This window comes from Pseudomonas sp. Sample_23 (assembly GCF_004307595.1).
Classification (GTDB): domain Bacteria; phylum Pseudomonadota; class Gammaproteobacteria; order Pseudomonadales; family Pseudomonadaceae; genus Aquipseudomonas; species Aquipseudomonas atacamensis.
The window spans coordinates 269,802-295,042 of sequence record NZ_RCNX01000048.1 but is presented as its reverse complement, the minus strand read 5'-3'; the positions used below and the strand labels follow the sequence as shown (position 1 = coordinate 295,042).

Below are 25,241 nucleotides of genomic sequence, written 5' to 3'. Positions count from 1 at the left end.
GCAAAGGACTTTGCCATGATCCCGTTGCAAGACCTGCTGATCTTCGCCGCCGCCGCATTGCTGATGGTGCTGACGCCGGGGCCGAACATGATCTATCTGATCTCGCGGTCGATCTGTCAGGGGCGCCGCGCCGGAGTGACTTCGTTGCTTGGCGTGGTTGGCGGGTTCTTCGTGCATATGTTCGCCGCGGCGGCGGGTTTGACGGCGGTGTTTCTGGCCGTGCCGATGGCTTATGAAGTGTTGAAATGGGCCGGCGCGCTGTACCTGCTGTGGCTGGCCTGGCAAGCGCTGAAACCCGGCGCACGTTCGCCGTTCGAAGCGCAGCAATTGCCACCGGACTCGTCGCGCAAGCTGATCACCATGGGCTTTCTCACCAGTGCGCTGAACCCGAAAATCGCCGTGTTCTATCTGTCGGTGTTTCCGCAGTTCATCAGCCCTGAGCACGGCTCGGTGTTCGCCCAAAGCATCGTCCTCGGGCTCACGCAGATCAGCGTCAGCTTCAGCGTCAATCTGTTGATCGCGCTGTTCGCCGCAGGCATCGCCTCGTGGTTCGTGCGCAATCCGACGTGGTTGGCGATGCAGCGTTATTTCATGGGCCTGGTGCTCGGCGGCCTCGCCGTAAAACTGATGCTCGAACAACGCCGGGCCGCCTGACATGTGGATCGAGCGGCTGGACGCCAGCCATGCCCTGGCTTACCGCGAACTGATGCTTGAAGCCTATGACCGGCATCCGCAGGCGTTCACTTCCAGCGTGCGCGAACGCGCAGTGATGCCGTTGAGTTGGTGGGAAGGGCGCCTGACCAGCAAGCTCGATGTGGTGCTGGGGGCATTCGATGCCGGGACGTTGGCCGGGATTGTCGGCCTGGCGTTCGAACCGCGCGAAAAGGCGCGCCACAAGGCCACGCTGTTCGGCATGTATGTTTCGGCAGATTTTCGTCGCCGGGGTCTGGGCTTTGATCTGGTGCAGGCGGCATTGGACGAAGCGCAAAAGCACCCGGCGCTGAAACTGCTGCAGCTCACCGTCACCGCCGGCAATGACGCGGCTTTTCAGTTGTACCAGCGTTGCGGCTTCATTCAGTACGGCCTCGAACCGCTCGCCGTGCGAGTGGGCGAAGACTACTTCGACAAGATCCACATGTGGCGCGAACTCTGACCCAGCGATAATTTCCGCCTACTGATCGTTCCCACGCTCTGCGTGGGAATGCAGCCCGGGACGCTCTGCGTCCCATCCAAAGCCGAACGCAGAGCGTCCGTTGAGGCATTCCCACGCAGAGCGTGGGAACGATCATCTCCTGCACAGCAGATCAGCGTACGGCGCTGACCCCATCGAGGGTCGAAAACGAGGTGTCCTTGGCGGTCAGCAGGAAATCGCGCATGTACGGCGCGTCGAGCATGTCGGTGCGAATCGCCGCGTACAGTGTCGCAAACAAGCCCTTTTCACCCAAGCGCTTGCCCTTCACATAACCGCGCGAGCTGTATTCATGCAGCGCCCAGTGCGGCATGCCGCAGACGCCACGGCCGCTGGCGACCAGTTGCATCATCATCACCGTCAGCTCGGAAGTGCGCACCTGCGCCGGTTCGATGTCGGCCGGTTCGAGGAAGCGGGTGAAGATATCCAGGCGATCGCGTTCCACCGGGTAGGTGATCAGCGTTTCCGTCAACAAGTCTTCAGGAACGATGTACGGCTTGCTCGCCAGCGCATGCTGGTTGGCCACCGCGAGCATGGCTTCGTAGGTGAACAGCGGCACGTAAGTGATGCCGGCAATCTCCAGCGGATCGGAGGTCACCACCAGATCCAGATCGCCCCGGGCCAGTGCTGGCAGCGGGGCGAAAGCAAAACCCGAAGCCAAGTCCAGCTCGACTTCCGGCCAGGCATCGCGGAACTGGTCGATGGTCGGCATCAGCCACTGGAAGCAGCTGTGGCATTCGATAGCCATGTGCAGACGCCCGGCGGTGCCACCGGCCAGCCGACCGATGTCCCGTTCCGCGGCGCGCAACAGCGGCAGGGTGGCGTCGGCCAGTTGCAGCAGGCGCAAACCGGCGCTGGTGAAGCGCACCGGTTTGGTCTTGCGCACGAACAACTGCATGCCCATGCGCTCTTCCAGCTCTTTGAATTGGTGCGACAGTGCTGACTGTGTCAGATGCAAACGGTCGGCGGCATCGACCAGGCTGTCGGCCTCGCGCAGGGCATGCAGGGTTTTCAGATGTCGGATTTCAAGCACCGGCGGGCTCCATGAAGAAAACTTGTGACGAATGCGTGGAAGGTGAGTTTGTCTCATGAAGCACGCTTTGTCGATCTGCCGGCCAGGATCCGGCGATGCAATCGACAGCCGACCGCTCGGCACTCTTCATCAAACTGTCATGCAACTGTGGCAGCGCGCTTGTACGAACTTCATCAGACTCGCGCTCTACTGGGGTGCTGCGTTTTGGTGTTTTTCATGTTCAAGAGATTGTTTTCAGTCGCGGCCGCGTTGGCCGCGCTTTTGTTCGGGGCCGGCTCGTTTGCAGCCGGGCGCTGTGATGTCAACGTGCCGACCGAGCACGCCGAGCTGGCGCAGGTCAGTCTTGCCTATCAAAGTATCGGTCGTGCATCGGACCCGGCGCTGTTGCTGGTCATGGGCCTGGGTGGGCAGTTGATTCACTGGCCGGATGAAGTGGTTGTCGCTTTGTGCCAGCAGGGTTTCCGGGTGATCCGCTATGACAACCGCGACGTCGGATTGTCGACCTGGCGGCAGGCACCGATCGAGGCCAATCTGACTTTCGAAGTGCTGCGCTACAAACTTGGTTTGCCGGTCTCGGCCCCCTACAGCCTGACTGACATGGCCGACGATGCGCTGGGCTTGATGACGGCGCTGAAGGTTGAGCAATTCCACGTGCTCGGCGCGAGCATGGGCGGAATGATCGCCCAGCACATGGCGGCGATGGCGCCGCAGCGGGTGGAAAGCCTGACGTTGATCATGACCACTTCCGGCGCTGAAGGCCTGCCGGCACCGAGTGCGGCGCTGGTGCAGTTGCTCTCGCGGCGGGGCGCGCCGAACCGCGAAGTGGCGCTGGAGCAACAGGCCGATCTGCTCGCGGCACTCGGTAGCCCGGCGGTGACGGATGATCGTCAGGCCTTGCTGCAACAGGCGGCGGCGTCCTACGACCGTGCATTCAACCCCGAAGGCGTCAAACGGCAGATCATGGCGATCCTTGCCGAACCGAGCCGGGTGGCATTGCTCAATCAGCTGCGCGTGCCGACCCTGGTGGTGCACGGCACGGCAGATCCGCTGCTGCCGGTGATGCACGGCGTGCATCTGGCGGCGCACATTCAGGGCAGTCAGTTGAAACTGATTCCGGGACTGGCGCATCGCTTTCAGGAGGCGTTCAAGGAGCCGTTGCTGGCGGCGGTGCTGCCGTATCTGCAGGCGCATCGCGAGGATACTTCGCATTGGGCGCAGGTCGATCCGGCGGCGCCGAACAATCTGCTGTAACAGTGCCAGCGTCCTGTCGCCAAAAAAATATCAATGTGCCACTATTGTTTGCCGCGTTGTTGCCGATAAGGCGCAGGAACGTTTTCAGACATAGGGACTTGATCCATGATTTTTCGCGCTACACGTCAATGGGCCGCGCTGGCTCTGCTCGCCGTACTGACTCTAACCGGCTGCGCTCATGTGCAACCGCCCGTGGCCCTGGACAAACAGTTCTGGGACGCCAAAGAGCCGACCATCGGTGTGGCCATTACCGTCGTACCGTCGCCAGTGCTGGCGCTGACCGGCAATCAGGGCATCCTTGATTACGCCATCAATGCCGGCGTCAACAGCAAGCTCAGCGCCAATGTCGAGACCTGGCAGGTGCGCGATCTGGAAACCCTGCCCGACGCCATCGTCGCCAAGCTGCAAGCCAAGGGCTACAAGGCCAAGCGCATTGATGAAAAGGTCGATCTGAAGACCTTCAAGGAAGTCGATTTCCGCGAGGGCTACATGACCAAGGACCTGTCGCCGATGAAAGCTGCCCACGGCATCGACCGTCTGTTGCTGGTGTCGATCTATGCCACCGGTGCCACCCGCAGTTACTACAGCATTGTGCCCACCAGCGTGCCGATGGCCCAGGTCGGCGGCCAGGGCATGGTGATCGATCTGTCGGATAACAAACTCCTGTGGTACCAGCCATTCGCCGCTGTGCAAGCCGCGCAAGGCGAGTGGGACGAGCCGTCCTACACCAACCTGTCCAACGCGTTCTATCAGGCGATGGATAACAGCCGTCAGCAAATGATCGCCCCGTTCGCGCAATGAAACGTCTGGCGCTGACCCTCGCGGCGATCTCGCTGCTGGTGTTGCCTGGCTGTGCGCAGAAACCGGCACCCGAGGCCGGTTTCAAGGATCAGGCCGCCATGAGCTATGTGCAGGCACACGGGCTGAAGGTCGACGTGCAACTGCCGGCGGAATTCGTCGGCGCCAGCACGGTGATCGACAGCAAGGCGGCAGTGAACGCGGCCAATTCCAGCTACACACTGGTGTCGAGCTCCGGCGCTGGCGCCGGGTTGGCGGGGATTCTGGTGGCCAGCCTGATCAACACGCAAATGGGTTCCGGTACGTTACAGCGCGATGCCGAAAAAGCCGCGCTGAACGAATCGCGGCCGCTGGCCGACCTGCTTGCTGGCGTGCCGTTGCAGGAGCGCTTGCAACAGCGTTTTCAGGCGGCGTCGCAGGTGTCCGGATTCAAGCAGGGGGCAGGTGCGGTGACGGCACGCTTGCTGATCGAACCGAAGCTGATGCTGACGCCCGATCGCGGCAGTTTCGTGCTGGTCAATCAGGTGCAATTGCAGGATATCGCCGGCTCGCCGCTGTACCGCATGCGCATCGAAGTGGCCAGTCAGCCGATTCGTCGTTGCGGCAAGCAATGCATTGATGATGGCGCCCTTGACCTGGCCAAGGTCACCGCCGTGCTGGATGAATGCATTGATGAATCCATGCGCGTGTTGAGCGCCGACCTGATGCAACCGACGCCACCGCCCGCCGCGCAGGAAACCCTGCGTTACGTGCTCGACGGCCAGCGCGTGGTCGAGCGCGGTTATCAACTGGCGCAGAGCGGCAACTACTGGCGCTACCGCAATCTCTACGGTGCGGTGAAGTCAGTGCCGGTGCCGTTCGAGGATGCCTTGTCGTCCGCGCAACTGGCCCGAGTCTACGGTCGCTAGAGGCAGATGCGCGTGGGTTCAGGCATGCAGCCTGACCCACACGCTCACCAGCACCGTCGCCGCTATCAACCAGGCTACCGCCGCCACCGCCAGTGACGCTTCCAGGCGCATGCGGTCGACCATCACATACAACGTCGCCAGATACACGAAGTAGGGAATGATCGACCACATCCCAAACACGATCGTGGTCTTCAGGTCGTCGACCGAACGCCCCTTGCCAACGATGTAGTGCGCAATCAGGGCAAAGGTCGGGAACAGCGGCACCAGGCCGGCGATGTAATAGTTTCTGGTCTTGGACAGTGCCGCGAGGATCAGCACCACTGCCGCGCCGATAGCGGCTTTGAGAATCAGATCCATCAGTGGCTCAGCCCGTACTTTTTGACTTTGTCGAACAGCGTGGTCTTGGCCATGCCCAGTTCCTGGCTGGCCTGGGTCAGGTTGCCGCCGCTGCGTTGCAAGGCGTCGACCAGCAGATTGCGCTCGAAGGCTTCCACCGCTTCGGCAAACGCCAGACCCTGGCCGGCGCTGGCCCCGGATTTCTTGAAAGCCGGCAGGCCGAGGGCGAAGCGTTCGGCGACGTTGCGCAGTTCGCGCACGTTGCCCGGCCAGTCGTGGCTCATCAGGTTCGACAGGGTCTGGTTGTCCAGCTCCGGCAGCGCGCGATCGAAGCGCAGCGCCGATTGCTGAGTGAAGTGTTCGAACAGTTGCAGGATGTCTTCGCGGCGTTCGCGCAGCGGTGGCAATTCCAGGGTCACGACGTTGAGGCGGTAGTACAAGTCGCTGCGAAACTCACCGGCCTTGCTCGACTCATCAAGGTCGGATTTGGTCGCCGCAATCACCCGGCAATCCACTGCCACGCTCTGGTTCGAGCCGAGCCGTTCGAGGGTGCGTTCCTGCAATACGCGCAGCAACTTGATCTGCAACGGCAGCGGCATGCTTTCCACTTCGTCGAGAAACAGCGTGCCGCCGTCGGCGTGCTCGATCTTGCCGATGCGGCGTTTGCCGGCGCCGGTGAAGGCGTTGGCTTCGTGGCCGAAGATCTCGCTTTCGAAAAGGTTTTCCGGCAGGCCGCCGCAGTTCAGCGCGACGAACTGTTTGCTGTGGCGCCGACTGAAATCGTGCAGGCAACGGGCGACCAGTTCCTTGCCGGTGCCGGTCTCGCCTTCGATCAAGACGTTGGCCGAAGTGTCGGCGACGTTGGCAATCAGTTCGCGCAGATTCTGCATCGCTGGTGAACGGCCGATGATCCGCCCTTCAAGGGAGTCGCGTTCAGCCAGTTGTCGACGCAACGAGGAAACCTCGCGGGCGAGGCTGCGTTGCTCCAGCGCCCGCCGCGCGACGTCTACCAGACGCTCCGGCGAAAACGGTTTTTCCATGAAATCGTAGGCGCCTTTCTGCATCGCGCCGACGGCCATGGAAATGTCGCCGTGGCCGGTGATCAGCACCACCGGCAGGCTGCGGTCACGTTGCTTGAGACGGGTGAGCAATTCCAGGCCATCGATGCCCGGCAGGCGGATGTCGCTGATGACGATGCCGGCAAAGTTGTCGCCGACCTGCGCCAGCGCCTCTTCGGCACTGCCGACGCCGATGCACGGAATGTCTTCGAGGGTCAGCGCCTGTTGGCAGCCGAGCAGCACATGGGGGTCGTCTTCGACAATCAGCACACTGAGTTCAGGGTTCATATTGGCTCGGCAGAAAGAGGGCTTACCAACGGTAAACTGAGGACGAAAGTGGTGCCACCGCCGGCCGGGTGTTCGACACCCAGGTGCCCGCCGGTAGCGGCGGCGAGGCTGGCGGACAGGGTCAGGCCCAAGCCCAGGCCTTGCTCGCCGGGTTTGGTGGTGAAGAACGGTTCGAACAGATGCTTGCGCGCTTCGGCGTCGATGCCGTGGCCGTTGTCGCGCACCCGCAAGCGATACTTGCCGTTGAATTCTTCACCTTCCAGCCACAGCTGCGGCTGCGGTTGCGCGTGCATGGCGTCGAGGGCGTTGCCGATCAGGTTGACGAGGATCTGTTCGAGGCGGGTCTGATCGATCAGCAGCTGCACATCGGCAAACTGCCGGTGAATCTGCAGCGCGGTGTTTTCCACGCGCGCGCCGAGCACTTGCAACGCGGCGTCGACGGCTTTGCCGAGACTGGCCTGACCCTTGTTGTCGCCGCGCCGGGCAAACGAACGCAGGCTGGCGGTGATCCGGCCCATGCGGTCGATCAGGTCGTTGATGGTCTTGAGGTTGGTGCTGGCGACGTCGAGCTGGCCGCGCTCGAGAAAGCGCACGGTGTTGCCCGACAGCGTGCGCATCGCCGCCAGCGGCTGGTTCAGTTCATGGGCAATGCTGGTCGACATCTGGCCGATGGCCGCAAGTTTGCCGGCCTGCACCAGTTCATCCTGGGCGCGGCGCAACGTCTCTTCGGCCTGGCGGCGCTCGCGGATCTGACTCTTCAGGCGTTCGTTGCTGGCGCGCAGATCGGCGGTGCGTTCGGTAATCCGACGTTCGAGTTGGCTGTTGGCTTCCTGCAACGCTTCGCGGGCGGCGAGGCGGGTGGCGAGGACTTTGCGTCGCTCGTTCCAGGCAATCAGCAGGAAGGCGAACAGGGCGAACGCCACCGCCACCAGAATGCCTTGGTTGATCGCTTCGCGGCGCAGGTCCTGCAACGGTGTCAGCAGAGTGAAATTCCACGGCGTGTCGCTCAGCAGTCGGGTTTGCGCCAGATAACTGATGTCGTCTTCGTCGGGCTGCAATTCGCTGTTGGCCGGGAAGGTCAGTTTCTCCACGCCCTCGGCCAGTGTCTCGCGGGCCAGCGGTTGCAGTTCGTTGAGTGGAAACCAGTAGTACTGCAGGCTGCGAGCGAGTTTTTCCTTGACCTCATCGCTGAGCGGGATCACCGATTTCAGCCGCCTGGCGGGATCGCTGGAGAGAATGATGATGCCATTCTCATCGCTGACGAACGCTTCCAGACGCGCCCGTTGCCAGCGCTCTTCCATGGCTTCCAGACGCACCTTGACCACTGCGACACCGATGATCTTGCCGTGCTCTTCGAGGCCGTGGGCGAGGTAGTAACCGGGTTCACCATTGGTGCTGCCGATGCCATAGAAGCGCCCGGGCTGGCCGCGCACGGCGTCTTTGAAATAGGCGCGGAAGGACAAGTCTTCACCCAGATAACTGTCGACATCGCGCCAGTTGCTGGTGGCCATGACCCGGCCGGTGGTGTCCATGACGTAGATGGCCCGGCTGCGGCTGCGGCGGTTCAGGCCTTCGAGGTAGTCGTTGACCGTCTGCCGGTGCTCCGGGGTCGGGTCGGCCAGCAACTGCGGCACACTGGTTTCGAGTTCCAGCAGACTGGGCAGGTAGGTGTATTTGCTGATCTCGCTTTCGACCGCCCGGGCGTGCAGTTCCAGCTGACGCTGACCGTTTTCGCCGAGGCTGCGGATGCCGAAGTGTTCACTGGTCCAGAAGCCGATGAAACCCAGGCCGACCATCAGGGCGATGATCAGCGGCGGCAGGAACAGATGACGGATCAGACGGGGCTTCACGGCAAGTGATGGCTCTGCAGCGCGATAAAGAGTGGGGTCGCATTTCATCACAGATGCCTTGGGTCAACCACAACACTTGTTTGTGCCTGTGGCGAGGGGATTTATCCCCGTTGGGCCGCGAAGCGGCCCCAAAACCATCACTGCGGTTTAACTGAAAGACCGCATGCAGAGGTTTTACGACTGCTGCGCAGCCGGACGGGGATAAATCCCCTCGCCACAGGGGATCTCATTGTCAGGCTGCCCGCACCCCACAGACAGGGTGCGGGTGTGTTGCTTTTAGTGCTGCAGGATTTTCTCAAGGAAGTGCTGCGCGCGTTCGGAGCGGGCGCTGATGTCGCCGAAGAATTCCTCTTTCGGGCAGTCTTCGATGATCTTGCCCTGGTCCATGAAGATCACCCGGTCGGCCACTTTACGGGCGAAGCCCATTTCGTGGGTCACGCACATCATGGTCATGCCTTCGTGAGCCAGTTGCACCATGACGTCGAGCACTTCGTTGACCATTTCCGGGTCGAGCGCCGAGGTCGGTTCGTCGAACAGCATGACGATCGGGTCCATCGCCAGCGCACGGGCAATCGCCACACGCTGTTGCTGACCACCGGACAGTTGCCCCGGATGCTTGTGGGCGTGCGCCGACAAACCTACGCGCTCGAGCAGTTGCAGACCTTTTTTGGTCGCCTCTTCCTTGCTGCGACCGAGCACCTTGATCTGCGCGATGGTCAGGTTTTCGGTGATGGTCAGGTGCGGGAACAGCTCGAAATGCTGGAACACCATGCCCACCCGCGAACGCAGTTTCGGCAGGTTGGTTTTCGGGTCAGCGATCGACGTACCGTCAACCACCACGTCGCCTTTCTGGAACGGCTCCAGGGCGTTGACGCACTTGATCAGCGTCGACTTGCCGGAACCCGACGGGCCGCAGACCACAATCACTTCGCCTTTTTTGACCTCGGTGCTGCAATCAGTCAGCACCTGGAAGTCCCCATACCACTTGTTGATGTTTTTGATAGAGATCATACGGCGAACCTTTTTTGCAGACGCTTGACCAACCGCGAGGCGGCGAAGCTGATGATGAAGTACACGAGACCGGCGAAAATCAGGAACTCATTGGAGCGGCCGATGATGTCGCCGCTGGCGCGCGAGGCGTTGAGGAAATCCACCAGGCCCACGGTGTAGACCAGCGAGGTGTCCTGGAACAGGATGATGCTCTGCTGCAGCAGCAGCGGGGTCATCTTGCGGAACGCCTGCGGCAGGATGATCAGGCGCATCATCTGCCCGTAGTTCATGCCCAGCGCTTGTGCGGCACCCATCTGGCCCTTGGAAATCGACTGCACACCGGCCCGGACGATTTCGCAGAAGTACGCCGCTTCGAACATCATGAATGCCACGACGCACGAGGTGAACGCACCGATCGGCGTGTCTTCGCCGGTGATCCAGCGCAGCACGAACGGCACTGCCAGGTAGAACCAGGTGATCACCAGCAGCAGCGGGATCGAGCGGAAATAGTTGACGTAGGCGCCAGCGATGCTCGACAGCAGCTTGTTGTGCGACAGACGGCACAGCGCGAGGATCGTGCCGAGTATCATCCCGCCGATCACGCCCATGGCCATCAGCTTGAGGGTCATCACCATGCCGTTCCACAAACCGGGAATGGCCGGGACGATGCCACTGAAATCGAATTCCATTATTTACCCCCCACGGAGATCAGGCCGGGCACCGCGACTTTCTTCTCGACCAGGCGCATCAGCAGCATCAGGCTCATGTTGAGGGTGAAATAGATCAGGGTTGCCAGGGTGAACGCTTCGAACAGGTTGGCCGAGAACTCGGCGGTCTGTTTGGTCTGCGCCAGCAATTCCATCAAACCGATCAGGGACGCCACGGAGGAGTTCTTGAACACGTTCAAAAATTCCGAGGTGAGCGGCGGAATGATGATCCGGTAGGCCTGGGGCAGCAGCACGTTCCAGTAGATCTGCGGCAGCTTGAAACCCATCGCGCGGGCGGCGGATTCCTGGCCACGAGGCAGTGCCTGGATACCGGTGCGCACTTGCTCGCAGACACGGGCGGCGGTGAACAGACCGAGGCAGACGACAACGCTCAGGTAGGCCGAAGTGGTCGGGTTGAGGTCCTGCTTGTACCACTCCTGCAGATCCGGTGGCAGCAGATCGGGAACCAGGAAGTACCAGATGAACAGCTGCACCAGCAGCGGCACGTTACGGAACAGCTCGACGTAGCAGGTCGCGATGCCCGATACGATGCGGTTCGGCACGGTGCGCATGATGCCCAGCAGCGAGCCGAGCAGCAGGGCGATGATCCACGCCACGACGGCGATGGCGATGGTCCAGCCCAGACCGGAGATGAACCAGTCGAGATAGGTCTCGCTGCCCACGCCGGTGGACTTGAAGAACACGCCCCAGTCCCAGTTGTAATTCATTAGGGTCTCCCCTCGATTCGATCGATGTACAAGTGCCCGCCTGGGGAACTCCGTTCCCTCCCCAGTCTTTTTTCAAAGACCGGGCACACGCGATCGGCTCGACAGCCACCGGTTCGAGTGTTTCCAGAAAAAATGCCAGCAGGGAGTGACCATCCCCTGAAAAGGCAGGCGCCTCCTCAGGGGATAAGGTTAGTCAGAAAATCAGGACTTCTTGTCGTCAGCCGCTTTGTCGGTCGGATTGGCGATCAGCGCCTTGAGCTCGTCGCTCATCGGGAAGTTCAGGTTCAGGCCTTTTGGCGGAATCGGCTGCATGAACCACTTCTCGTAGATCTTGTTGATGTCGCCCGAAGCGTAGGTGGCCTTGATCGCGTCATCCACAGCTTTTTTGAACGGCTCGTCGCCTTTGCGCATCATGCAGCCGTAGATTTCATACGACTGTGGCGTGCCGGTCACTTCCCAATCGGCGGCTTTCTTGGCCTTGGCGGCTTCGCCGGCCAGCAGTGCGTCATCCATCATGAAGGCAACGGCACGGCCCGATTCCAGCATCTGGAAGGACTCGCCGTGGTCTTTGGCGGAGATGACGTTCATGCCCATCTGCTTGTCGGCGTTCATCGCCTTGAGGATGCGCTCGGAAGTAGTACCGGCGGTGGTCACGACGTTCTTGCCTTTCAGATCGTCGAAATCCTTGTACTTGGAGTCTTTCTTGGACAGCAGACGGGTACCGATTTCGAAGATGCCGACGGAGAAGTCGACCTGCTGCTGACGCTCGACGTTGTTGGTGGTCGAACCGCACTCGACGTCCACGGTGCCGTTCTGCACCAGCGGGATACGGGTCTGCGAGGTGACGAGGTTGTATTTGACTTGCAGGTTCGGCAGGTCGAGGTCTTTCTTGATCGCTTCGACGATGGCCAGCTGGATGTCGTGCGAGTAGCCGACCGGTTTGCCGGATGCATCAGCGATGTAGGAGAACGGAATGGAGGCGTCACGGTGGCCCAGGGTGATGACACCGGACTCTTTGATTTTCTTCAGGGTGCCGGTGAGCTCGGCGGCGAAAACTGGCGTGCTGATCAGAGCGGCAGCAATGGCTGCGCCCAGGATATGGGGAACGATGCGCATCAAATTTTCCTCGACATTGTTTTTTTTATGGAGCCAGTTTGTCGGCCCTTTTTGTGCTTCGAATGCCTGACGGCTCCTGAAGTGTTGGCACAGCAGGCATTCGTCGAGAGAGTGTAGAGCATGACTCGTGCCAGAGCAGTCGAAGTCAGTTAAGCGGTTGTTTTATAACGTTATTAAAGTTTTGTGGCGGTAATTTGTTGAAGATGAGATCCGGTTAACCGAATCGACTGTGGAGTCGCGTTCGGAAAACCGAACGATCAAAAGCCCCTCACCCTAACCCTCTCCCGGAGGGAGAGGGGACTGACTGCGGTGGATGGTCGAGTTACGGCGACGTGAGATACCGAGTCGACCTCGGACTGTGGAACCCACGGAGATCGGCTCCCTTTCCCCCTCTACCCCTGGGGGGAGAGGGCTGGGGTGAGGGGGAAAAGATCTAACTGCCCCAATCAGGTTCAACAAAGTCCACATAACAAAAAGCCCCTGAATCTCTCGATTCAGGGGCTTTCATTTGAACGGTGAGATCAAGCCGCTTCGATCTTCCGATTCTGCTCAACCTTGCCCAGATACGTCGCGAGCTTCTGCTGCTCCTCCGCTGTGGTGAACAAGCCTAGCTTGGTGCGGCGCCACAGAATGTCATGCGCCGTGGTCGCCCATTCTTCGCTGCAAAGGTAATCGACTTCGCGGGTGTAGAGCCCGCCGCCGATGTGTTCGCCCATGTCGGCCAGTGTTTCCACGCCTTCGAGCATGCGCCAGGTGCGGCTGCCGTAGGTGACGGCCCAGCGCCGGGCGATTTCAGTCGGGACGAAATCGAATTTGTCGCGAATTCGCGCGCTCAGCGCCTCTGGCGTGGTCATGTCTTCGCCGCCGGGCAGGGTGGCGGTGGCAGTCCAGCTCGGGCGCATTTGGGTGAAGAACGGCATCAATTGCGCCATCGCCGACTCGGCGAGTTTGCGGTAAGTGGTCAGCTTGCCACCGAACACCGACAGCAACGGCGCTTCTTCGGTACTGCCCGACAGCGCCAGGGTGTAATCGCGGGTCACTGCCGACGGGTTGTCGGATTCGTCGTTGCACAGCGGGCGAACGCCCGAGTAGCTGTGCACAATATCTTCGCGGCTCAGCTGCTTCTTGAAGTGGGCGTTGACCACTTTCAGCACGTAATCGGTTTCGCCTTCGGTGATCGCCACTTTCGCCGGGTCGCCGGTGTACTCGCGGTCGGTGGTGCCGATCAGGGTGAAGTGGTTCAGGTACGGAATGGTGAAAACGATGCGCTGGTCTTCGTTTTGCAGAATGTGCGCATGTTCGCCTTCGTACAGTTTCGGCACGATGATATGGCTGCCCTGAATCAGACGGATGCCGTACGGCGATTCCATCTTCAGGTCGTCACGAATGAACTTCGCCACCCACGGACCGGCGGCGTTGACCAGGGCTTTGGCGGTGATCGAAAACAGGCTGCCGTCGGCGCGCTCCAGATGCAGATGCCACAAACCTTTGCTGCGGCGGGCACTGACACAGCGGGTCTGGGTATGAACGTGGGCGCCTTTTTCGCGGGCGGCCATAGCGTTCAGGACCACGAGGCGGGCGTCATCGACCCAGCAGTCGGAGTATTCGAAGCCTTTCTTGATTTCGCTTTTCAGCGCGCTGTCGGCGCCAAACTTCAGGCTTTTCGAACTCGGCAATTTTTCGCGCTTGCCGAGGTTGTCGTAAAGGAACAGGCCGGCACGAATCATCCACGCCGGCCGCAGGTGCGGGCGGTGTGGCAGGACGAAACGCATCGGTTTGACGATGTGCGGCCCCTTGGCCAGCAGCACTTCGCGCTCAGCCAGCGCTTCACGCACCAGACGGAATTCGTAATGCTCCAGATAGCGCAGGCCACCGTGGATCAGCTTGCTGCTGGCCGACGAGGTGTGGCTGGCCAAGTCGTCTTTTTCGCAAAGGAACACCGAAAGACCGCGACCGGCGGCATCCGCTGCGATCCCTACGCCGTTGATCCCGCCGCCAATCACGGCAACGTCATAGATCTCGGAGAGAGGGGGCGTACGCAAGGTAGAGGTGGACATCGGCTGGCCTCGGTTCTTTTGGTTTTATGTCTTGGAAATCGAACATTAATGTTCATTTACGAAAATGGTAGCCCATAAACACGCGCGCAGCCAGTCGCGTTCGATTGAAAAAACTCATCGAAGGGCGATTAAAAGAAAATTTTCGAACATGAACGCGCGCAAGGGCGCAGAAGATGTGTTGTTTGATCGATTGTTTTCGCGAGCAGGCTCGCTCCCACATTTTGCAATGCATTCCAAGAGTGGGAGCGAGCCTGCTCGCGAAAGCGTCGGTTCGGTCAGCGAGGGAGAGGAATCAGACGACTTCCAGCCGAATCTTGTGCTGACTCAGCAACTGCGCCAGCGCCGGCACCGGTTGCTGATCGGTAACCAGGCAATCGATCAGGCTGATCGGCCCCAGTCGAATCATCGCGTTACGCCCGAACTTGCTCGAGTCCGCCGCCAGAATCACCTGCCGCGCATTGGCAATGATCGCTTGGGAAACGCGAACTTCCTGATAATCGAAGTCGAGCAGGCTGCCGTCCTCATCGATCCCGCTGATGCCGACCAAGGCGAAATCGACCTTGAACTGGTTGATGAAGTCCACACTTGCCTGACCTACAACTCCGCCATCCCGCCGCACGTTGCCGCCGGTCAGCAGCACATCGAAATCATCCTTGGCGCTGAGCATCGAGGCGACGTGCAGGTTGTTGGTGATGATCTTCAGGTGATTGTGATTGAGCAGGGCGCGGGCGATCGATTCGGTGGTGGTACCGATATTGATGAACAGCGAGGCGTGATCGGGGATCTGTGCGGCGATGGCTTCGCCGATGCGTTGCTTTTCGTCGCGCATCTGATCGGCGCGCATCGCATACGCGGTGTTTTCGACACTGGAATCGTACGCGGCGCCACCGTGGTAGCGACGCAGCAGATTGGCTTCCGCGAGCTGATTGATGTCGCGGCGGATAGTTTGCGGGGTGACAACGAACAGCGTGGCCATTTCCTCGATGCTCACATAGCCGCGTTCGCGGACCAGCTCGAGGATTTGCTGCTGACGGGGAGGCAGATTCATGGGGCTTCCTTTGGGCTGCCGTGCAAAATTTGCCCATGATGCCGCAGGAATCCGCTCCCGACCAGTTAGATACCTATGTGTAACTCAAGGCTGGCTTATTCAGCGTCCTCACGCGCCCAGTCACGGGTGCGGCTGACGGCTTTTTTCCAGCCTTTGTAGAGTTTCTCTTTCTCGACTTCGTCCAGGCTCGGTTCGAACTCGCGCTCGATCACTGCCTTGCCGCGCAGTTCTTCCAGGCTGCCCCAGAAACCGCAGGCCAGACCGGCCAGATAAGCCGCGCCCAGTGCAGTGGTTTCGCGCATTTGCGGGCGCTCCACCTGAGTGCCGAGGATGTCGGCCTGGAACTGCATGAGGAAGTTGTTCGCCACCGCGCCGCCGTCCACACGCAGGGCCTTGAGGCGTTCGCCGGAGTCCTGTTGCATGGCGTCGAGTACGTCGCGGGTCTGGTAGGCGATCGATTCCAGCGCGGCGCGGATGATGTGATCCACGCGTACGCCGCGCGTCAGGCCGAACAGCGCGCCACGGGCATACGGGTCCCAGTACGGTGCGCCGAGACCGGTAAACGCCGGCACCAGATACACGCCGTTGCTGTCCTTGACCTTGTTGGCAAAGTATTCGGTGTCGTGGGCGTCGTTGACGATTTTCAGTTCATCGCGCAGCCATTGCACGGTCGAACCGCCGTTGAACACGGCGCCTTCCAGAGCATAAGCCACTTCGCCGCGTGGGCCGCAGGCGATGGTGGTGAGCATGCCGTGCTGGGATTTCACTGCTTTGTCGCCGGTGTTCATCAGCAGGAAGCAACCGGTGCCGTAGGTGTTTTTCGCTTGGCCCGGCTCCACACACATCTGGCCGAACAGTGCTGCCTGCTGGTCGCCAGCGATACCGCCGATGGCGATGCCGCTCTTGGTGCGACCGTAGATTTCCGAGGAGGCTTTGACTTCCGGGAGCATCTCGCGCGGGATGTCGAGGATCTCCAGCATCTTCGAATCCCACTCCAGCGAGTGAATGTTGAAGAGCATGGTGCGCGAGGCGTTGGTGTAGTCGGTGACGTGCACCTTGCCGCCGGTGAATTTCCAGATCAGCCAGCTATCGACGGTGCCGAACAGCAGTTCGCCGTTGCGCGCACGCTCGCGGCTGCCTTCGACGTTGTCGAGGATCCACTTCAGTTTGGTGCCGGAGAAGTACGGGTCGGTGACCAGGCCGGTGGTGTCGCGGATGTAGTCTTCGTGACCATCGCGCTTGAGCTGCTGGCAGATCTCGGTGCTGCGGCGGCACTGCCAGACGATTGCGTTATAGACCGGACGGCCAGTGGTCTTGTCCCAGACCACAGTGGTTTCACGCTGGTTGGTGATGCCGATCGCGGCGACCTGGTCATGATGCAGGCCGGCCTGGGCCAGCGCCTCAACCATCACCGCGCTCTGGGTGGCGAAAATTTCCATCGGGTCGTGCTCGACCCAACCGGCTTGCGGGTAATGCTGAACGAATTCGCGCTGCGCGGTGCAGACCACGTTCGCGTCGCGGTCGAAGATGATCGCGCGCGAGCTGGTCGTACCCTGATCAAGGGCAATGATGTAGTTCTTGTTCTGAATGTCGGTCATGTCGATTGCCTTGGACGAAAAAAAACGAGAGTGGGCCGTGGCGCAGGCTCGGATGGGCAGGAGCCGGCGCCGACTGTTTCAAGAAGTTCTTGGTTTGCCGTCAATGGCCGGTTCTGCATCCTTTGTAGCAGGTGTGGCGCCGGTCAGGTGACGGGCAATCAGCCCGCGATACCCGGCAGCGCCGAGGCAGGCACCGACAATCGGTGCAAAAATCGGAACCAGGAAGTACGGAATATCACGACCACCGGTGAAGGAAATTTCACCCCAACCGGTAAAGAAAGTCATCAGTTTCGGACCGAAGTCACGCGCGGGGTTCATCGCGAAACCGGTCAGCGGGCCCATCGCACTGCCGATCACGGCGATCAGCAAACCGATCAGCAGCGGCGCCATCGGGCCGCGTGGCAGGCCGTTGTTGTCATCGGTCAGGGCCATGATCACGCCCATCAGGATCGCGGTGATGATCATCTCGACCAGAAACGCCTGGGCCGTCGACAGCACCGGGTTCGGGTAGGTAGAGAACACCGAGGCCAATTCCAGGCTGGCGGCCGAGCCACGAACCATCTGGTGGGTTTGTTCGTAATCGAAGAACAGATTGCTGTAGAGCGTGTAGACCAGCAACGCGCCGCAGAAGGCGCCGGCAATTTGCGAAAGGATGTAGAACGGCAGTTTGCGCTTTTCGAAGTCAGCGAAGATTGCCAGAGCGATGCTCACGGCCGGGTTCAGATGCGCGCCGGAAACCCCGGCGGTGAGGTAGATCGCCATGCTCACGCCGACGCCCCAGATGATGCTGATTTCCCACAGGCCGAAGCTGGCGCCCGCGACTTTGAGCGCGGCGACACAACCGGTGCCGAAGAAGATCAGAAGGGCGGTGCCCAGGAATTCGGCCATGCATTGGCCGGAAAGCGATGGTTGCGGTAAAGCAGCTGTCATTGAAAACCTCGGTTCTTTTTCTTGTGTAGCGCCTTGCCAACGGAGCAGGGCGCGATCTTCACCGGGTCGGAATCCCCATTCGGTTCCCGGGTTACTGCTGGGTACTGCGCGGAGCATGATTCTTACATTATTCAGATTCGAAAAAATATAGACAAGAAACAAACCTGTCAAAGGTCGAAAGTGAACCGTCGGTCACAATAAAACTATTCGCCATGTGAATGATCAGCGGCGCGAATGGCTTGAAAGCAGCGCGAAGCCACGGGATTCGCGGCTTGGAATAGAGCCTTTTGCCCAACGATGACCTAGAATCCGCCGCAGTTTTTTCAAAGATTGCCGAACCCGGAGCTGCCATGACCCCTGCGTTGGACTTGTTGAAAAAAGTTCGTGCCGAACATCGCGTGCACAGTTACGAACATGATCCGAAGGCCGCGTCCTACGGGCTGGAGGCAGCGGAGAAGCTCGGGCTCGCACCGGCGCAAGTGTTCAAAACCCTGCTGGCCGCCAGTGAAAAAGGCGAACTGCTGGTGGCCGTAGTGCCGGTCGTCGGAACGCTCGACCTCAAGGGCCTGGCCCATGCCGCTGGAGTGAAAAAAGCCGAAATGGCTGATCCCGCCGCCGCGCAACGCTCCACCGGCTACCTGTTGGGCGGCATCAGCCCGCTCGGGCAGAAGAAACGCCTGCGCACCTTCATCGACAATTCCGCTCAGGAGTTTGCGACTATCTATGTGAGTGCCGGGCGGCGAGGACTTGAAGTGGAGCTGGCGCCAGCAGTATTGGCTGAGCACACCCAGGCGCAGTTCGCCGATATCGGCCGCGCGTAATAGTCGCGCCGGCTGTATGAAGAAAAAATTGCGCTTCTGTCACTGGCAGTGATCCGGCCCGCCGTTGCATGCTCGGTCGACCAATTCAGGGAGAAAATCATGCAGCTTGCGTTTCATCAGGTCGACGCGTTCAGTGATCGGCCGTTCAGTGGCAACCCGGCGATGGTCTATCGGCTCGACAGCTGGCTGGCCGATGACTTGATGCAGAAGATCGCCGCCGAACACAACTTGGCGGAGACTGCGTTTCTGGTGCGCGAAGGCCAGGCCTGGCATATCCGCTGGTTCACCCCGACCACCGAAGTGCCGCTGTGCGGGCATGCGACCCTGGCCAGCGCATTTGTGCTGTTCGAAATTTATCAGGAAAGCGCCGAGCGCATCGACTTCACCTGCAAGTCCGGCCCTTTGAGTGTCAGCCGTGAAGGCGACCGCTTGTGGCTGGATTTCCCGACCATCGTGCCGTCGGAAATCGGCGTGACGCTGGACGTCGAGCGGGCGCTCGGTGTCGAGGCGGTTGATGTGCTCGGCTCCAACGAGCTGTTCGTGGTGCTGGACTCGGAACAGGCCGTGCTCGACTGCAAACCGGACATGGCGGCGCTGGCGAAACTGCCATGGCTGGGCGCGATCGTTACTGCGCGTGGCAACCAGCATGACTTCGTCTCGCGCTATTTCGCCCCGGCCATCGGTATCAATGAAGACCCGGTGACCGGCTCGACCCATTGCAGCCTGATTCCTTACTGGGCCAAACGTCTGGGCAAATCGAACCTGACCGCGTGCCAGCGCTCGGCGCGGGGCGGGGAGTTGTTCTGTCGGCTGGAAGGTGAGCGGGTGAAGATTGGCGGCAATGCGACGCTGGTGGCCAGCGGTACCCTGTTTTTAGGCTGAGGCAATACCAACTGTGGGAGCGAGCCTGCTCGCGAAAGCGCTCTTTCAGTCAACATCTTCGGCGACTGAAACACCGCATTCGCGAGCAGGCTCGCTCCCACAATTTTTATCCAGTGCGGATTAAAGGCTGGTGCTGAATCGACGGACGCCGTTTTCCACCGCCGGAATCTGTGCCGCAGTGCTCCCCGAAGCCTGGAACAGCACCAGGTGATCCGCCGCTACGCGAATCCCGACCTGCGCGCCAACCAGATGATCGGCATGGCTGGGGAAGATCGATTCCAGTTGCGCACCGGTCGGCAGTTGCAGGCGATACAAGGTCGCCGCGCCGAGGAATGTCTTGCCGACGATCTGCGCCTTCAGTGAGCTATCCGGCGCATAAACAATGTCATCCGGACGCAACAGCACGTCCACCGCGCCGCCAATCGGCCAGGTGTAAGCACGATTACCGCGCAGTTCACCGAGTTCGGTCTGCACCGACTCCGGACTGACGAGTTGGCCGCGAATGAAATAGCCCTGACCGATGAAACTGGCGACATACGGCGTCGCCGGTTCGTGGTAGAGGTTGTAGGGCGTGTCCCACTGTTCCAGCCGACCTTCCTTGAACACACCAACGTGATCGCTGACGGCAAAGGCTTCTTCCTGATCGTGGGTGACCAGAATCGCACTGGTACCACGGGCCTTGAGGATGTCGCGTACCTCATGGCTGAGCTTGCGGCGCAACTCGCCATCGAGGTTGGAGAACGGCTCGTCGAGCAGCAACAGCTGCGGTTCCGGCGCCAGGGCGCGGGCGAGGGCGACGCGCTGTTGCTGGCCGCCGGACAGCTCGTGGGGGAAGCGCTTGCCGAGGTTTTTCAGGTTGACCAGTTCCAGCAGCTCTTCGACCACGCGCGCCTTGTTCGGGTGCTTGCGAATGCCGAAGGCGATGTTGTCGGCCACGCTCAGGTGCGGGAACAGCGCGTAGTCCTGAAACACCATGCCGATCCGGCGTTTCTCCGGCGCCAGGGTGAAACCGGCACTGGAGAGGGTTTCGCCACCGAGGGTGATTTCGCCTTCGTGCACCGGTTCGAAACCGGCGATGGCGCGCAGGGTGGTGGTCTTGCCGCAGCCGGACGAGCCAAGCAGGCAGCCGATGTCGCCGGCGTTGAGGTGCAGATTGAGGTTCTGCACCACGCGTTGATCTTGATAGCCGCAAGCGAGGTTGCGCAGGTTCAGCAGTAATTCATGGCTCATGCGTGGTGATATGCCGGTTCGACGAGGAACTCGAGCAGGGCCTTCTGTGCGTGGAGACGGTTTTCTGCCTGATCCCAGGCGACGGAGCGCGGGTCATCGAGCAGGTCGAGACTGATTTCTTCGCCACGGTGCGCCGGCAGGCAGTGCATGAACAGCACGTCCTCGGCAGCGAGGTCGAGCAGGGCACGGTTGACCTGAAACGGCGCGAACAGCTTGAGGCGCTTGGCAGTTTCCTCTTCCTGACCCATCGAAGTCCAGACGTCGGTGCTGACCAGATGCGCGCCACGCACGGCGTCTTGCGGATCGCGGACGATGGTCACGCGATCACCAGCCTGGGCGACGAATTCCGGGTTCGGCTCGTAGCCTTCCGGGCAGGCAACGCGCAATTGGAAGTCGAACTGGATCGCCGCTTCTATATAGCTGTTGCACATGTTGTTGCCGTCACCGATCCAGGCCACGGTCTTGCCCTGGATCGAGCCACGGTGTTCGAGGAAGGTCTGCATGTCGGCGAGCAACTGGCACGGGTGCAGATCATCGGACAGGCCGTTGATCACCGGCACCCGCGAGTTGGCGGCGAATTCGGTGAGGGTGCTATGGGCGAAGGTGCGGATCATCACCGCATCGAGCATGCTCGACATGACGATGGCGCAATCGCTGATCGGCTCGCCACGGCCCAGTTGGGTATCGCGCGGGGACAGGAAAATCGCCTGGCCGCCGAGCTGGATCATGCCGGCCTCGAAGGAAATCCGGGTGCGGGTCGAGGATTTTTCGAAGATCATCCCCAGCACGCGGTTTTTCAGAGGCTCGAACAGTACGCCGCGGTTACGCAGGTCCTTGAGCTCAACGCCTCGACGGATCACGCTGACCAGCTCTTCGGGCGTGCAATCCATCAGGGAGAGAAAGTGCCTTGCGCTCATCATTGACTACCTTTTTGCTACAGACCGCAGATGCTCAAAGCCTTGTTTAACGGAACAACGGGCGAGACCTGCGGCGTAAGCCGCACGGGGCGACGAAATAGGGGAAGGCGCGATATTGACACTAAATGTCGCGTTTTTCCAATAGGGTACTTATTCAGCGGGATTCGGAGCGCGGACCGAGCATTTCGATCACGCATGTTGAAGCCGGATTCAGTACAGCGGTGAGCCTCTTTGTACACTGGCGCCGCCGGGCTTGGCAATGCGCCGCGACGGCAACGCAGCGGTCCTGGTCGGTTTACGAACGCGGCGCCACCGATTCGCTTGGTCGGATGTTCAGACTGAAACATTTGCTAAAGCAAAGTGCTGGGTTATAAATAAGTTTCGAGCGACGCAGGAAGCCTCCGCATGGAATCGAAAGAACAACTGTTAATGGAGCTGCTGGGCCACACGGCTCGCTCCCTGACCCATCTCACCGCGTCCGTCACCTCGATGTCTTTCGAGTTGCTGCGCAGTGACGATGAAGTGGTCAAATCCGCCGGTCGACACATGATCGATCGCATGGCCACCATCAGCGCCGGGCTTGATGAGCACTGGCGTTTGATCGGCGAGCTCACCGGCGTCCACGTCGCCCATGAGCAGATAGAAACCATTCAGGAAATCCAGCTGGCGGCACCGCCGCAGTTGCCGCCGAACTGACGGCGGCGATTTATCGGCTGTCCTGATAACCGTCGATTCACAAGACGAACGTCGCTGGCGCCGTCTCTGCGCACGGGCCATAGTTTTGTTCCCGCGGGCGTGATTGCCTGCTCCCGAACAAGACAGAGACTGGCCATGACCAAGACTCTTCACCACCGTGCATGCCATCTGTGCGAAGCCATTTGCGGCCTGACCATCGAAACCACGGAAACCGATGGCGATGTCGCGATCACCTCGATCAAGGGCGATGCCCTCGACACCTTCAGCCGCGGCCATATCTGCCCGAAAGCCGTGGCCCTGCAAGATATTCAAAACGATCCCGACCGGCTGCGTCAGCCAATGCGCCGCGTCGGCAGCGAATGGCTGCCGATCGAATGGGACGAGGCGTTTGCGCTGGTGTCCGAGAAACTCGCGGCGATTCAGGAACGTCACGGGCAGAACGCCGTTGCGGTGTATCAGGGCAATCCGAGCGTGCACAACTACGGCCTGATGACCCACAGCAATTACTTCTTGGGGTTGCTGAAAACCCGCAATCGCTACTCGGCAACGTCGGTCGATCAACTGCCGCACCACCTCAGCAGCTACCTGATGTACGGCCACGGTTTGCTGTTACCGATTCCCGATATCGATCACACCGACTTCATGCTGATCCTCGGCGGCAATCCGCTGGCGTCCAACGGCAGCATCATGACCGTGCCGGACGTCGAGAAGCGCCTGAAGGCGATTCAGGCGCGCGGCGGCAAAGTGGTGGTGGTCGATCCGCGCCGCAGCGAAACCGCAGCGATGGCTGATCAGCACGTGTTCGTCCGCCCGGGCGGCGATGCGGCGCTGTTGTTCGGCATGCTCAATACGCTGTTCAGCGAAGGCCTGACCCGCGACAGCCATTTGCCGGTCGATGGCCTCGACGAGGTGCGCAGCGCCGTGGCTGCGTTTAGTGCCGAAGCGATGAGCCCGCTCTGCGCAGTGCCTGCCGAACAGATTCGCCAACTGGCGCGCGACTTCGCTGCCGCACCGAGTGCGGTCTGCTATGGGCGCATGGGCGTCTCGACCCAGGCCTTCGGCACCCTCTGTCACTGGGTGGTGCAGTTGATCAATCTGGTCACCGGCAATCTCGACCGCGTTGGCGGTGCTCTTTGCACCGAGCCGGCGGTGGATCTGGTGGCGTCGACCTCGGGCGGGCATTTCAACAAATGGCAGAGCCGGGTTTCCGGGCGTCCTGAATACGGCGGCGAGTTGCCGGTCTCGGCACTGGCCGAAGAGATGCTCACGGAGGGCGAGGGGCAGATCCGCGCGCTGATCACTGTGGCCGGCAACCCGGTGTTGTCGACACCCAACGGCCGGCAGCTGGAGCAGGCGCTGGACGGCCTCGACTTCATGCTCAGCATCGACCTGTACATCAACGAAACCACGCGCTATGCCGATCTGATCCTGCCGTCGACCTCGGCGCTGGAAAACGATCACTACGACACCACGTTCAATCTGTTCGCGGTGCGTAACGTCACCCGCTTCAATCGCGCCATCCTCGCCAAGCCCGAGGGGGCTTTGCATGATTGGGAGATCTTCGTCGGGCTGGCCAAGGCCTTCGCCGAGAAAACCGGTAAAGAACTGAAACCGACGATGCCGCCGGCGAAGATGATCGACATGGGCCTGCGCATGGGCCGCTACGGCGATGCGTCCGAGCACAAGTTGTCGTTGGCGACGCTGTTCGATCATCCGCATGGCGTGGATCTGGGTGCGCTGAAGCCGAATCTGGCATCACGTCTGAAAACGCCGAATCAGCGTATCCAGGCCGCACCGCCGGAAATTCTCGCTGACCTCGCTCGCTTTGCCGCGTTGCAGGCGCCGGCTGCCGATGAATTGTTGATGATCGGCCGCCGCCATGTGCGCAGCAACAATTCGTGGATGCACAACTTCCATCGACTGGTGAAGGGCAAGCCGCGGCATCAGTTGCTGATGCACCCGGATGATCTGGCCAGCCGTGGCCTGGCTGACGGGCAACGGGTTCGGGTGAGTTCGCGGGTCGGGCAGATCGAGGTGGAAGTGCTCGCCAGTCTCGACATGATGAAAGGCGTGGTCAGCCTGCCCCACGGTTGGGGCCATGCGCGCCCGGGCGTGCAGATGGCGATCGCCAGCGGCCAGCCGGGATCGAGCGCCAACGACCTGACCGACGAGTGCCAGCTCGACGAACTGTCGGGCAACGCGGCGTTGAACGGTGTGCCGGTGACGGTGGCGGCGGCTTGAGCGGGTCTGTCGGGGAGACCGAGCATGGCGCTCGGGATTCCGTTACAATGCGCCACCGTGCCGACCCCTGAGTCGGAAAGTTCAGCCGAGGTGCTCCATGGATATCATCGAAACGATTAAAGAGCAGATTGCCAACAACACCATTCTGCTTTACATGAAAGGCTCGCCGAATGCCCCGCAGTGCGGCTTCTCCGCGAAAGCTGCGCAAGCCGTGATGGCCTGTGGTGAAAAGTTCGCGTACGTGGACATCCTGCAGAACCCGGAAATCCGCGCCAACCTGCCAAAGTACGCCAACTGGCCGACTTTCCCGCAACTGTGGGTCGGCGGTGAGCTGGTCGGCGGCAGCGACATCATGACCGAGATGGCTGCAGACGGTTCGCTGCAAAGCACCATCAAGGCGGCTGTGGAAGCGGCAGCGGCGAACAAGTCCGAAGCCTGATTCTACTTTCATAGAGTTTCGCTCGACGACGCGTCTCCTGTAGGAGCTGTCGAGTGAAACGAGGCTGCGATCTTATGATCTTCGGCCAGCAAAAAGCCCCGCACCTCGAAAGAGGGCGGGGCTTTTTGTT

Annotated in this window: 24 protein-coding genes and 1 pseudogene; 11 read left to right on the top strand and 14 right to left on the bottom strand. The window is 60.7% G+C overall.

Features of this window, described 5'->3' with window-relative positions; translation table 11 throughout:
• The first annotated feature begins 15 nt into the window (after nucleotides 1-15).
• Together D8U82_RS13830 and D8U82_RS13825 are read left to right on the top strand one after the other, a co-directional pair.
• A complete protein-coding gene (locus D8U82_RS13830) occupies nucleotides 16-654 on the top strand; it encodes a LysE family translocator (protein ID WP_024014171.1) in 639 nt (212 codons plus the stop codon).
• Nucleotide 655: 1 nt separating this feature from the next.
• Nucleotides 656-1,153 carry a GNAT family N-acetyltransferase gene (locus D8U82_RS13825; protein WP_130902354.1) on the top strand — a complete coding sequence of 166 codons (498 nt, stop codon included), beginning with the start codon at nucleotides 656-658 and terminating at the stop codon, nucleotides 1,151-1,153.
• A gap of 151 nt (nucleotides 1,154-1,304) precedes the next feature.
• Here D8U82_RS13825 and metR read toward each other — a convergent pair whose 3' ends face one another.
• Entirely contained in the window at nucleotides 1,305-2,222 is a 918-nt protein-coding gene (metR, locus tag D8U82_RS13820) for a transcriptional regulator MetR (RefSeq protein ID WP_016773382.1), read from the bottom strand.
• 216 nt (nucleotides 2,223-2,438) lie between these two features.
• Between metR and D8U82_RS13815 the strand changes: the two genes are divergently transcribed.
• From D8U82_RS13815 to D8U82_RS13805, 3 genes are all read left to right on the top strand, one after another.
• Nucleotides 2,439-3,473: an alpha/beta hydrolase gene (locus D8U82_RS13815; protein ID WP_076564013.1), complete on the top strand. Its 1,035-nt coding sequence runs from the start codon at nucleotides 2,439-2,441 to the stop codon at nucleotides 3,471-3,473.
• 105 nt (nucleotides 3,474-3,578) lie between these two features.
• A complete protein-coding gene (locus D8U82_RS13810) occupies nucleotides 3,579-4,274 on the top strand; it encodes a hypothetical protein (RefSeq protein WP_024014168.1) in 696 nt (231 codons plus the stop codon).
• Nucleotides 4,271-5,179, top strand: a complete 909-nt coding sequence (locus D8U82_RS13805) for a hypothetical protein (protein WP_130902353.1) — start codon at nucleotides 4,271-4,273, stop codon at nucleotides 5,177-5,179. Before D8U82_RS13810 ends, D8U82_RS13805 begins: the two co-directional genes overlap by 4 nt.
• 18 nt (nucleotides 5,180-5,197) lie before the next feature.
• On the opposite strand, the gene D8U82_RS13800 is transcribed toward D8U82_RS13805, so the two are convergent.
• From D8U82_RS13800 to D8U82_RS13750, 11 genes are all read right to left on the bottom strand, one after another.
• Nucleotides 5,198-5,527 carry a GlpM family protein gene (locus D8U82_RS13800; RefSeq protein WP_172834034.1) on the bottom strand — a complete coding sequence of 110 codons (330 nt, stop codon included), beginning with the start codon at nucleotides 5,525-5,527 and terminating at the stop codon, nucleotides 5,198-5,200.
• An 8-nt stretch (nucleotides 5,528-5,535) separates the two neighbouring features.
• A complete protein-coding gene (locus D8U82_RS13795; protein WP_024014166.1) occupies nucleotides 5,536-6,861 on the bottom strand; it encodes a sigma-54 dependent transcriptional regulator in 1,326 nt (441 codons plus the stop codon).
• The gene (locus D8U82_RS13790) at nucleotides 6,858-8,759 is read right to left on the bottom strand and encodes an ATP-binding protein (RefSeq protein WP_056790048.1); all 1,902 of its coding nucleotides are present in this window, start codon (nucleotides 8,757-8,759) and stop codon (nucleotides 6,858-6,860) included. The genes D8U82_RS13795 and D8U82_RS13790 overlap by 4 nt, the downstream gene beginning before the upstream one ends.
• A 228-nt stretch (nucleotides 8,760-8,987) precedes the next feature.
• Nucleotides 8,988-9,722: an amino acid ABC transporter ATP-binding protein gene (locus D8U82_RS13785; protein ID WP_016773390.1), complete on the bottom strand. Its 735-nt coding sequence runs from the start codon at nucleotides 9,720-9,722 to the stop codon at nucleotides 8,988-8,990.
• Complete coding sequence (locus D8U82_RS13780; RefSeq protein WP_016773391.1) at nucleotides 9,719-10,390, bottom strand: ABC transporter permease subunit; 672 nt, start codon at nucleotides 10,388-10,390, stop codon at nucleotides 9,719-9,721. The genes D8U82_RS13785 and D8U82_RS13780 overlap by 4 nt, the downstream gene beginning before the upstream one ends.
• Nucleotides 10,390-11,136 (bottom strand): amino acid ABC transporter permease, encoded by a 747-nt coding sequence (locus tag D8U82_RS13775; protein ID WP_056790046.1) that lies wholly within the window; start codon nucleotides 11,134-11,136, stop codon nucleotides 10,390-10,392. The genes D8U82_RS13780 and D8U82_RS13775 overlap by 1 nt, the downstream gene beginning before the upstream one ends.
• Nucleotides 11,137-11,337: 201 nt before the next feature.
• Nucleotides 11,338-12,252 (bottom strand): glutamate/aspartate ABC transporter substrate-binding protein, encoded by a 915-nt coding sequence (locus D8U82_RS13770; protein ID WP_024014164.1) that lies wholly within the window; start codon nucleotides 12,250-12,252, stop codon nucleotides 11,338-11,340.
• A 521-nt stretch (nucleotides 12,253-12,773) separates the two neighbouring features.
• Nucleotides 12,774-14,309 (bottom strand): glycerol-3-phosphate dehydrogenase, encoded by a 1,536-nt coding sequence (gene glpD / locus D8U82_RS13765; RefSeq protein WP_130902352.1) that lies wholly within the window; start codon nucleotides 14,307-14,309, stop codon nucleotides 12,774-12,776.
• Between the two features lie 292 nt (nucleotides 14,310-14,601).
• On the bottom strand, nucleotides 14,602-15,357 hold the full coding sequence (locus D8U82_RS13760) for a DeoR/GlpR family transcriptional regulator (protein WP_007916700.1): 756 nt from the start codon (nucleotides 15,355-15,357) through the stop codon (nucleotides 14,602-14,604).
• Between the two features lie 95 nt (nucleotides 15,358-15,452).
• Nucleotides 15,453-16,955: a glycerol kinase GlpK gene (glpK, locus tag D8U82_RS13755; protein ID WP_042607375.1), complete on the bottom strand. Its 1,503-nt coding sequence runs from the start codon at nucleotides 16,953-16,955 to the stop codon at nucleotides 15,453-15,455.
• A gap of 78 nt (nucleotides 16,956-17,033) precedes the next feature.
• Nucleotides 17,034-17,885, bottom strand: coding sequence for an MIP/aquaporin family protein (locus D8U82_RS13750; protein WP_125925651.1), 852 nt, complete (start codon nucleotides 17,883-17,885; stop codon nucleotides 17,034-17,036).
• A gap of 350 nt (nucleotides 17,886-18,235) precedes the next feature.
• Here D8U82_RS13750 and ybaK point away from each other — a divergent pair, with 350 nt between their 5' ends.
• The 3 genes and pseudogenes from ybaK to D8U82_RS28470 form a co-directional block, all read left to right on the top strand.
• Complete coding sequence (gene ybaK / locus D8U82_RS13745; RefSeq protein WP_024014161.1) at nucleotides 18,236-18,706, top strand: Cys-tRNA(Pro) deacylase; 471 nt, start codon at nucleotides 18,236-18,238, stop codon at nucleotides 18,704-18,706.
• Between the two features lie 99 nt (nucleotides 18,707-18,805).
• Nucleotides 18,806-19,588 (top strand): PhzF family phenazine biosynthesis protein, encoded by a 783-nt coding sequence (locus D8U82_RS13740; protein WP_125925650.1) that lies wholly within the window; start codon nucleotides 18,806-18,808, stop codon nucleotides 19,586-19,588.
• 4 nt (nucleotides 19,589-19,592) lie between these two features.
• Nucleotides 19,593-19,691: pseudogene (locus D8U82_RS28470) on the top strand (metal ABC transporter ATP-binding protein); the annotation flags it as partial.
• A 17-nt stretch (nucleotides 19,692-19,708) separates the two neighbouring features.
• On the opposite strand, the gene D8U82_RS13735 reads toward D8U82_RS28470, so the two are convergent.
• Nucleotides 19,709-20,818 carry an ABC transporter ATP-binding protein gene (locus D8U82_RS13735; RefSeq protein ID WP_110603265.1) on the bottom strand — a complete coding sequence of 370 codons (1,110 nt, stop codon included), beginning with the start codon at nucleotides 20,816-20,818 and terminating at the stop codon, nucleotides 19,709-19,711.
• Complete coding sequence (gene argF / locus D8U82_RS13730; RefSeq protein WP_024014160.1) at nucleotides 20,815-21,735, bottom strand: ornithine carbamoyltransferase; 921 nt, start codon at nucleotides 21,733-21,735, stop codon at nucleotides 20,815-20,817. Before argF ends, D8U82_RS13735 begins: the two co-directional genes overlap by 4 nt.
• Before the next feature lie 405 nt (nucleotides 21,736-22,140).
• On the opposite strand from argF, the gene D8U82_RS13725 reads away from it, so the two are divergent.
• The 3 genes from D8U82_RS13725 (at nucleotide 22,141) to grxD (ending at nucleotide 25,111) form a co-directional block, all read left to right on the top strand.
• On the top strand, nucleotides 22,141-22,431 hold the full coding sequence (locus D8U82_RS13725) for a hypothetical protein (protein ID WP_016773401.1): 291 nt from the start codon (nucleotides 22,141-22,143) through the stop codon (nucleotides 22,429-22,431).
• Between the two features lie 135 nt (nucleotides 22,432-22,566).
• Nucleotides 22,567-24,672, top strand: a complete 2,106-nt coding sequence (locus D8U82_RS13720; protein WP_130902351.1) for a molybdopterin oxidoreductase family protein — start codon at nucleotides 22,567-22,569, stop codon at nucleotides 24,670-24,672.
• A 97-nt stretch (nucleotides 24,673-24,769) separates the two neighbouring features.
• Entirely contained in the window at nucleotides 24,770-25,111 is a 342-nt protein-coding gene (gene grxD, locus D8U82_RS13715) for a Grx4 family monothiol glutaredoxin (RefSeq protein WP_016773402.1), read from the top strand.
• The last annotated feature ends 130 nt before the right edge of the window (nucleotides 25,112-25,241 follow it).

What these genes read in the sequence shown, in the direction of transcription:
- D8U82_RS13740 (WP_125925650.1), top strand. Translation starts at nt 18,806, where the DNA reads ATGCAGCTTGCGTTTCATCAGGTCGACGCGTTCAGTGATCGGCCGTTC.
- D8U82_RS13770 (WP_024014164.1), bottom strand. Translation starts at nt 12,252, where the DNA reads ATGCGCATCGTTCCCCATATCCTGGGCGCAGCCATTGCTGCCGCTCTG.
- grxD (WP_016773402.1), top strand. Translation starts at nt 24,770, where the DNA reads ATGGATATCATCGAAACGATTAAAGAGCAGATTGCCAACAACACCATT.
- D8U82_RS13830 (WP_024014171.1), top strand. Translation starts at nt 16, where the DNA reads ATGATCCCGTTGCAAGACCTGCTGATCTTCGCCGCCGCCGCATTGCTG.
- D8U82_RS13760 (WP_007916700.1), bottom strand. Translation starts at nt 15,357, where the DNA reads ATGAATCTGCCTCCCCGTCAGCAGCAAATCCTCGAGCTGGTCCGCGAA.
- D8U82_RS13725 (WP_016773401.1), top strand. Translation starts at nt 22,141, where the DNA reads ATGGAATCGAAAGAACAACTGTTAATGGAGCTGCTGGGCCACACGGCT.
- glpD (WP_130902352.1), bottom strand. Translation starts at nt 14,309, where the DNA reads ATGTCCACCTCTACCTTGCGTACGCCCCCTCTCTCCGAGATCTATGAC.
- D8U82_RS13805 (WP_130902353.1), top strand. Translation starts at nt 4,271, where the DNA reads ATGAAACGTCTGGCGCTGACCCTCGCGGCGATCTCGCTGCTGGTGTTG.
- D8U82_RS13810 (WP_024014168.1), top strand. Translation starts at nt 3,579, where the DNA reads ATGATTTTTCGCGCTACACGTCAATGGGCCGCGCTGGCTCTGCTCGCC.
- glpK (WP_042607375.1), bottom strand. Translation starts at nt 16,955, where the DNA reads ATGACCGACATTCAGAACAAGAACTACATCATTGCCCTTGATCAGGGT.
- D8U82_RS13785 (WP_016773390.1), bottom strand. Translation starts at nt 9,722, where the DNA reads ATGATCTCTATCAAAAACATCAACAAGTGGTATGGGGACTTCCAGGTG.
- ybaK (WP_024014161.1), top strand. Translation starts at nt 18,236, where the DNA reads ATGACCCCTGCGTTGGACTTGTTGAAAAAAGTTCGTGCCGAACATCGC.
- D8U82_RS13815 (WP_076564013.1), top strand. Translation starts at nt 2,439, where the DNA reads ATGTTCAAGAGATTGTTTTCAGTCGCGGCCGCGTTGGCCGCGCTTTTG.
- D8U82_RS13720 (WP_130902351.1), top strand. Translation starts at nt 22,567, where the DNA reads ATGACCAAGACTCTTCACCACCGTGCATGCCATCTGTGCGAAGCCATT.
- D8U82_RS13825 (WP_130902354.1), top strand. Translation starts at nt 656, where the DNA reads ATGTGGATCGAGCGGCTGGACGCCAGCCATGCCCTGGCTTACCGCGAA.
- D8U82_RS13735 (WP_110603265.1), bottom strand. Translation starts at nt 20,818, where the DNA reads ATGAGCCATGAATTACTGCTGAACCTGCGCAACCTCGCTTGCGGCTAT.
- argF (WP_024014160.1), bottom strand. Translation starts at nt 21,735, where the DNA reads ATGAGCGCAAGGCACTTTCTCTCCCTGATGGATTGCACGCCCGAAGAG.
- D8U82_RS13750 (WP_125925651.1), bottom strand. Translation starts at nt 17,885, where the DNA reads ATGACAGCTGCTTTACCGCAACCATCGCTTTCCGGCCAATGCATGGCC.
- D8U82_RS13790 (WP_056790048.1), bottom strand. Translation starts at nt 8,759, where the DNA reads ATGAAATGCGACCCCACTCTTTATCGCGCTGCAGAGCCATCACTTGCC.
- D8U82_RS13775 (WP_056790046.1), bottom strand. Translation starts at nt 11,136, where the DNA reads ATGAATTACAACTGGGACTGGGGCGTGTTCTTCAAGTCCACCGGCGTG.
- D8U82_RS13795 (WP_024014166.1), bottom strand. Translation starts at nt 6,861, where the DNA reads ATGAACCCTGAACTCAGTGTGCTGATTGTCGAAGACGACCCCCATGTG.
- D8U82_RS13780 (WP_016773391.1), bottom strand. Translation starts at nt 10,390, where the DNA reads ATGGAATTCGATTTCAGTGGCATCGTCCCGGCCATTCCCGGTTTGTGG.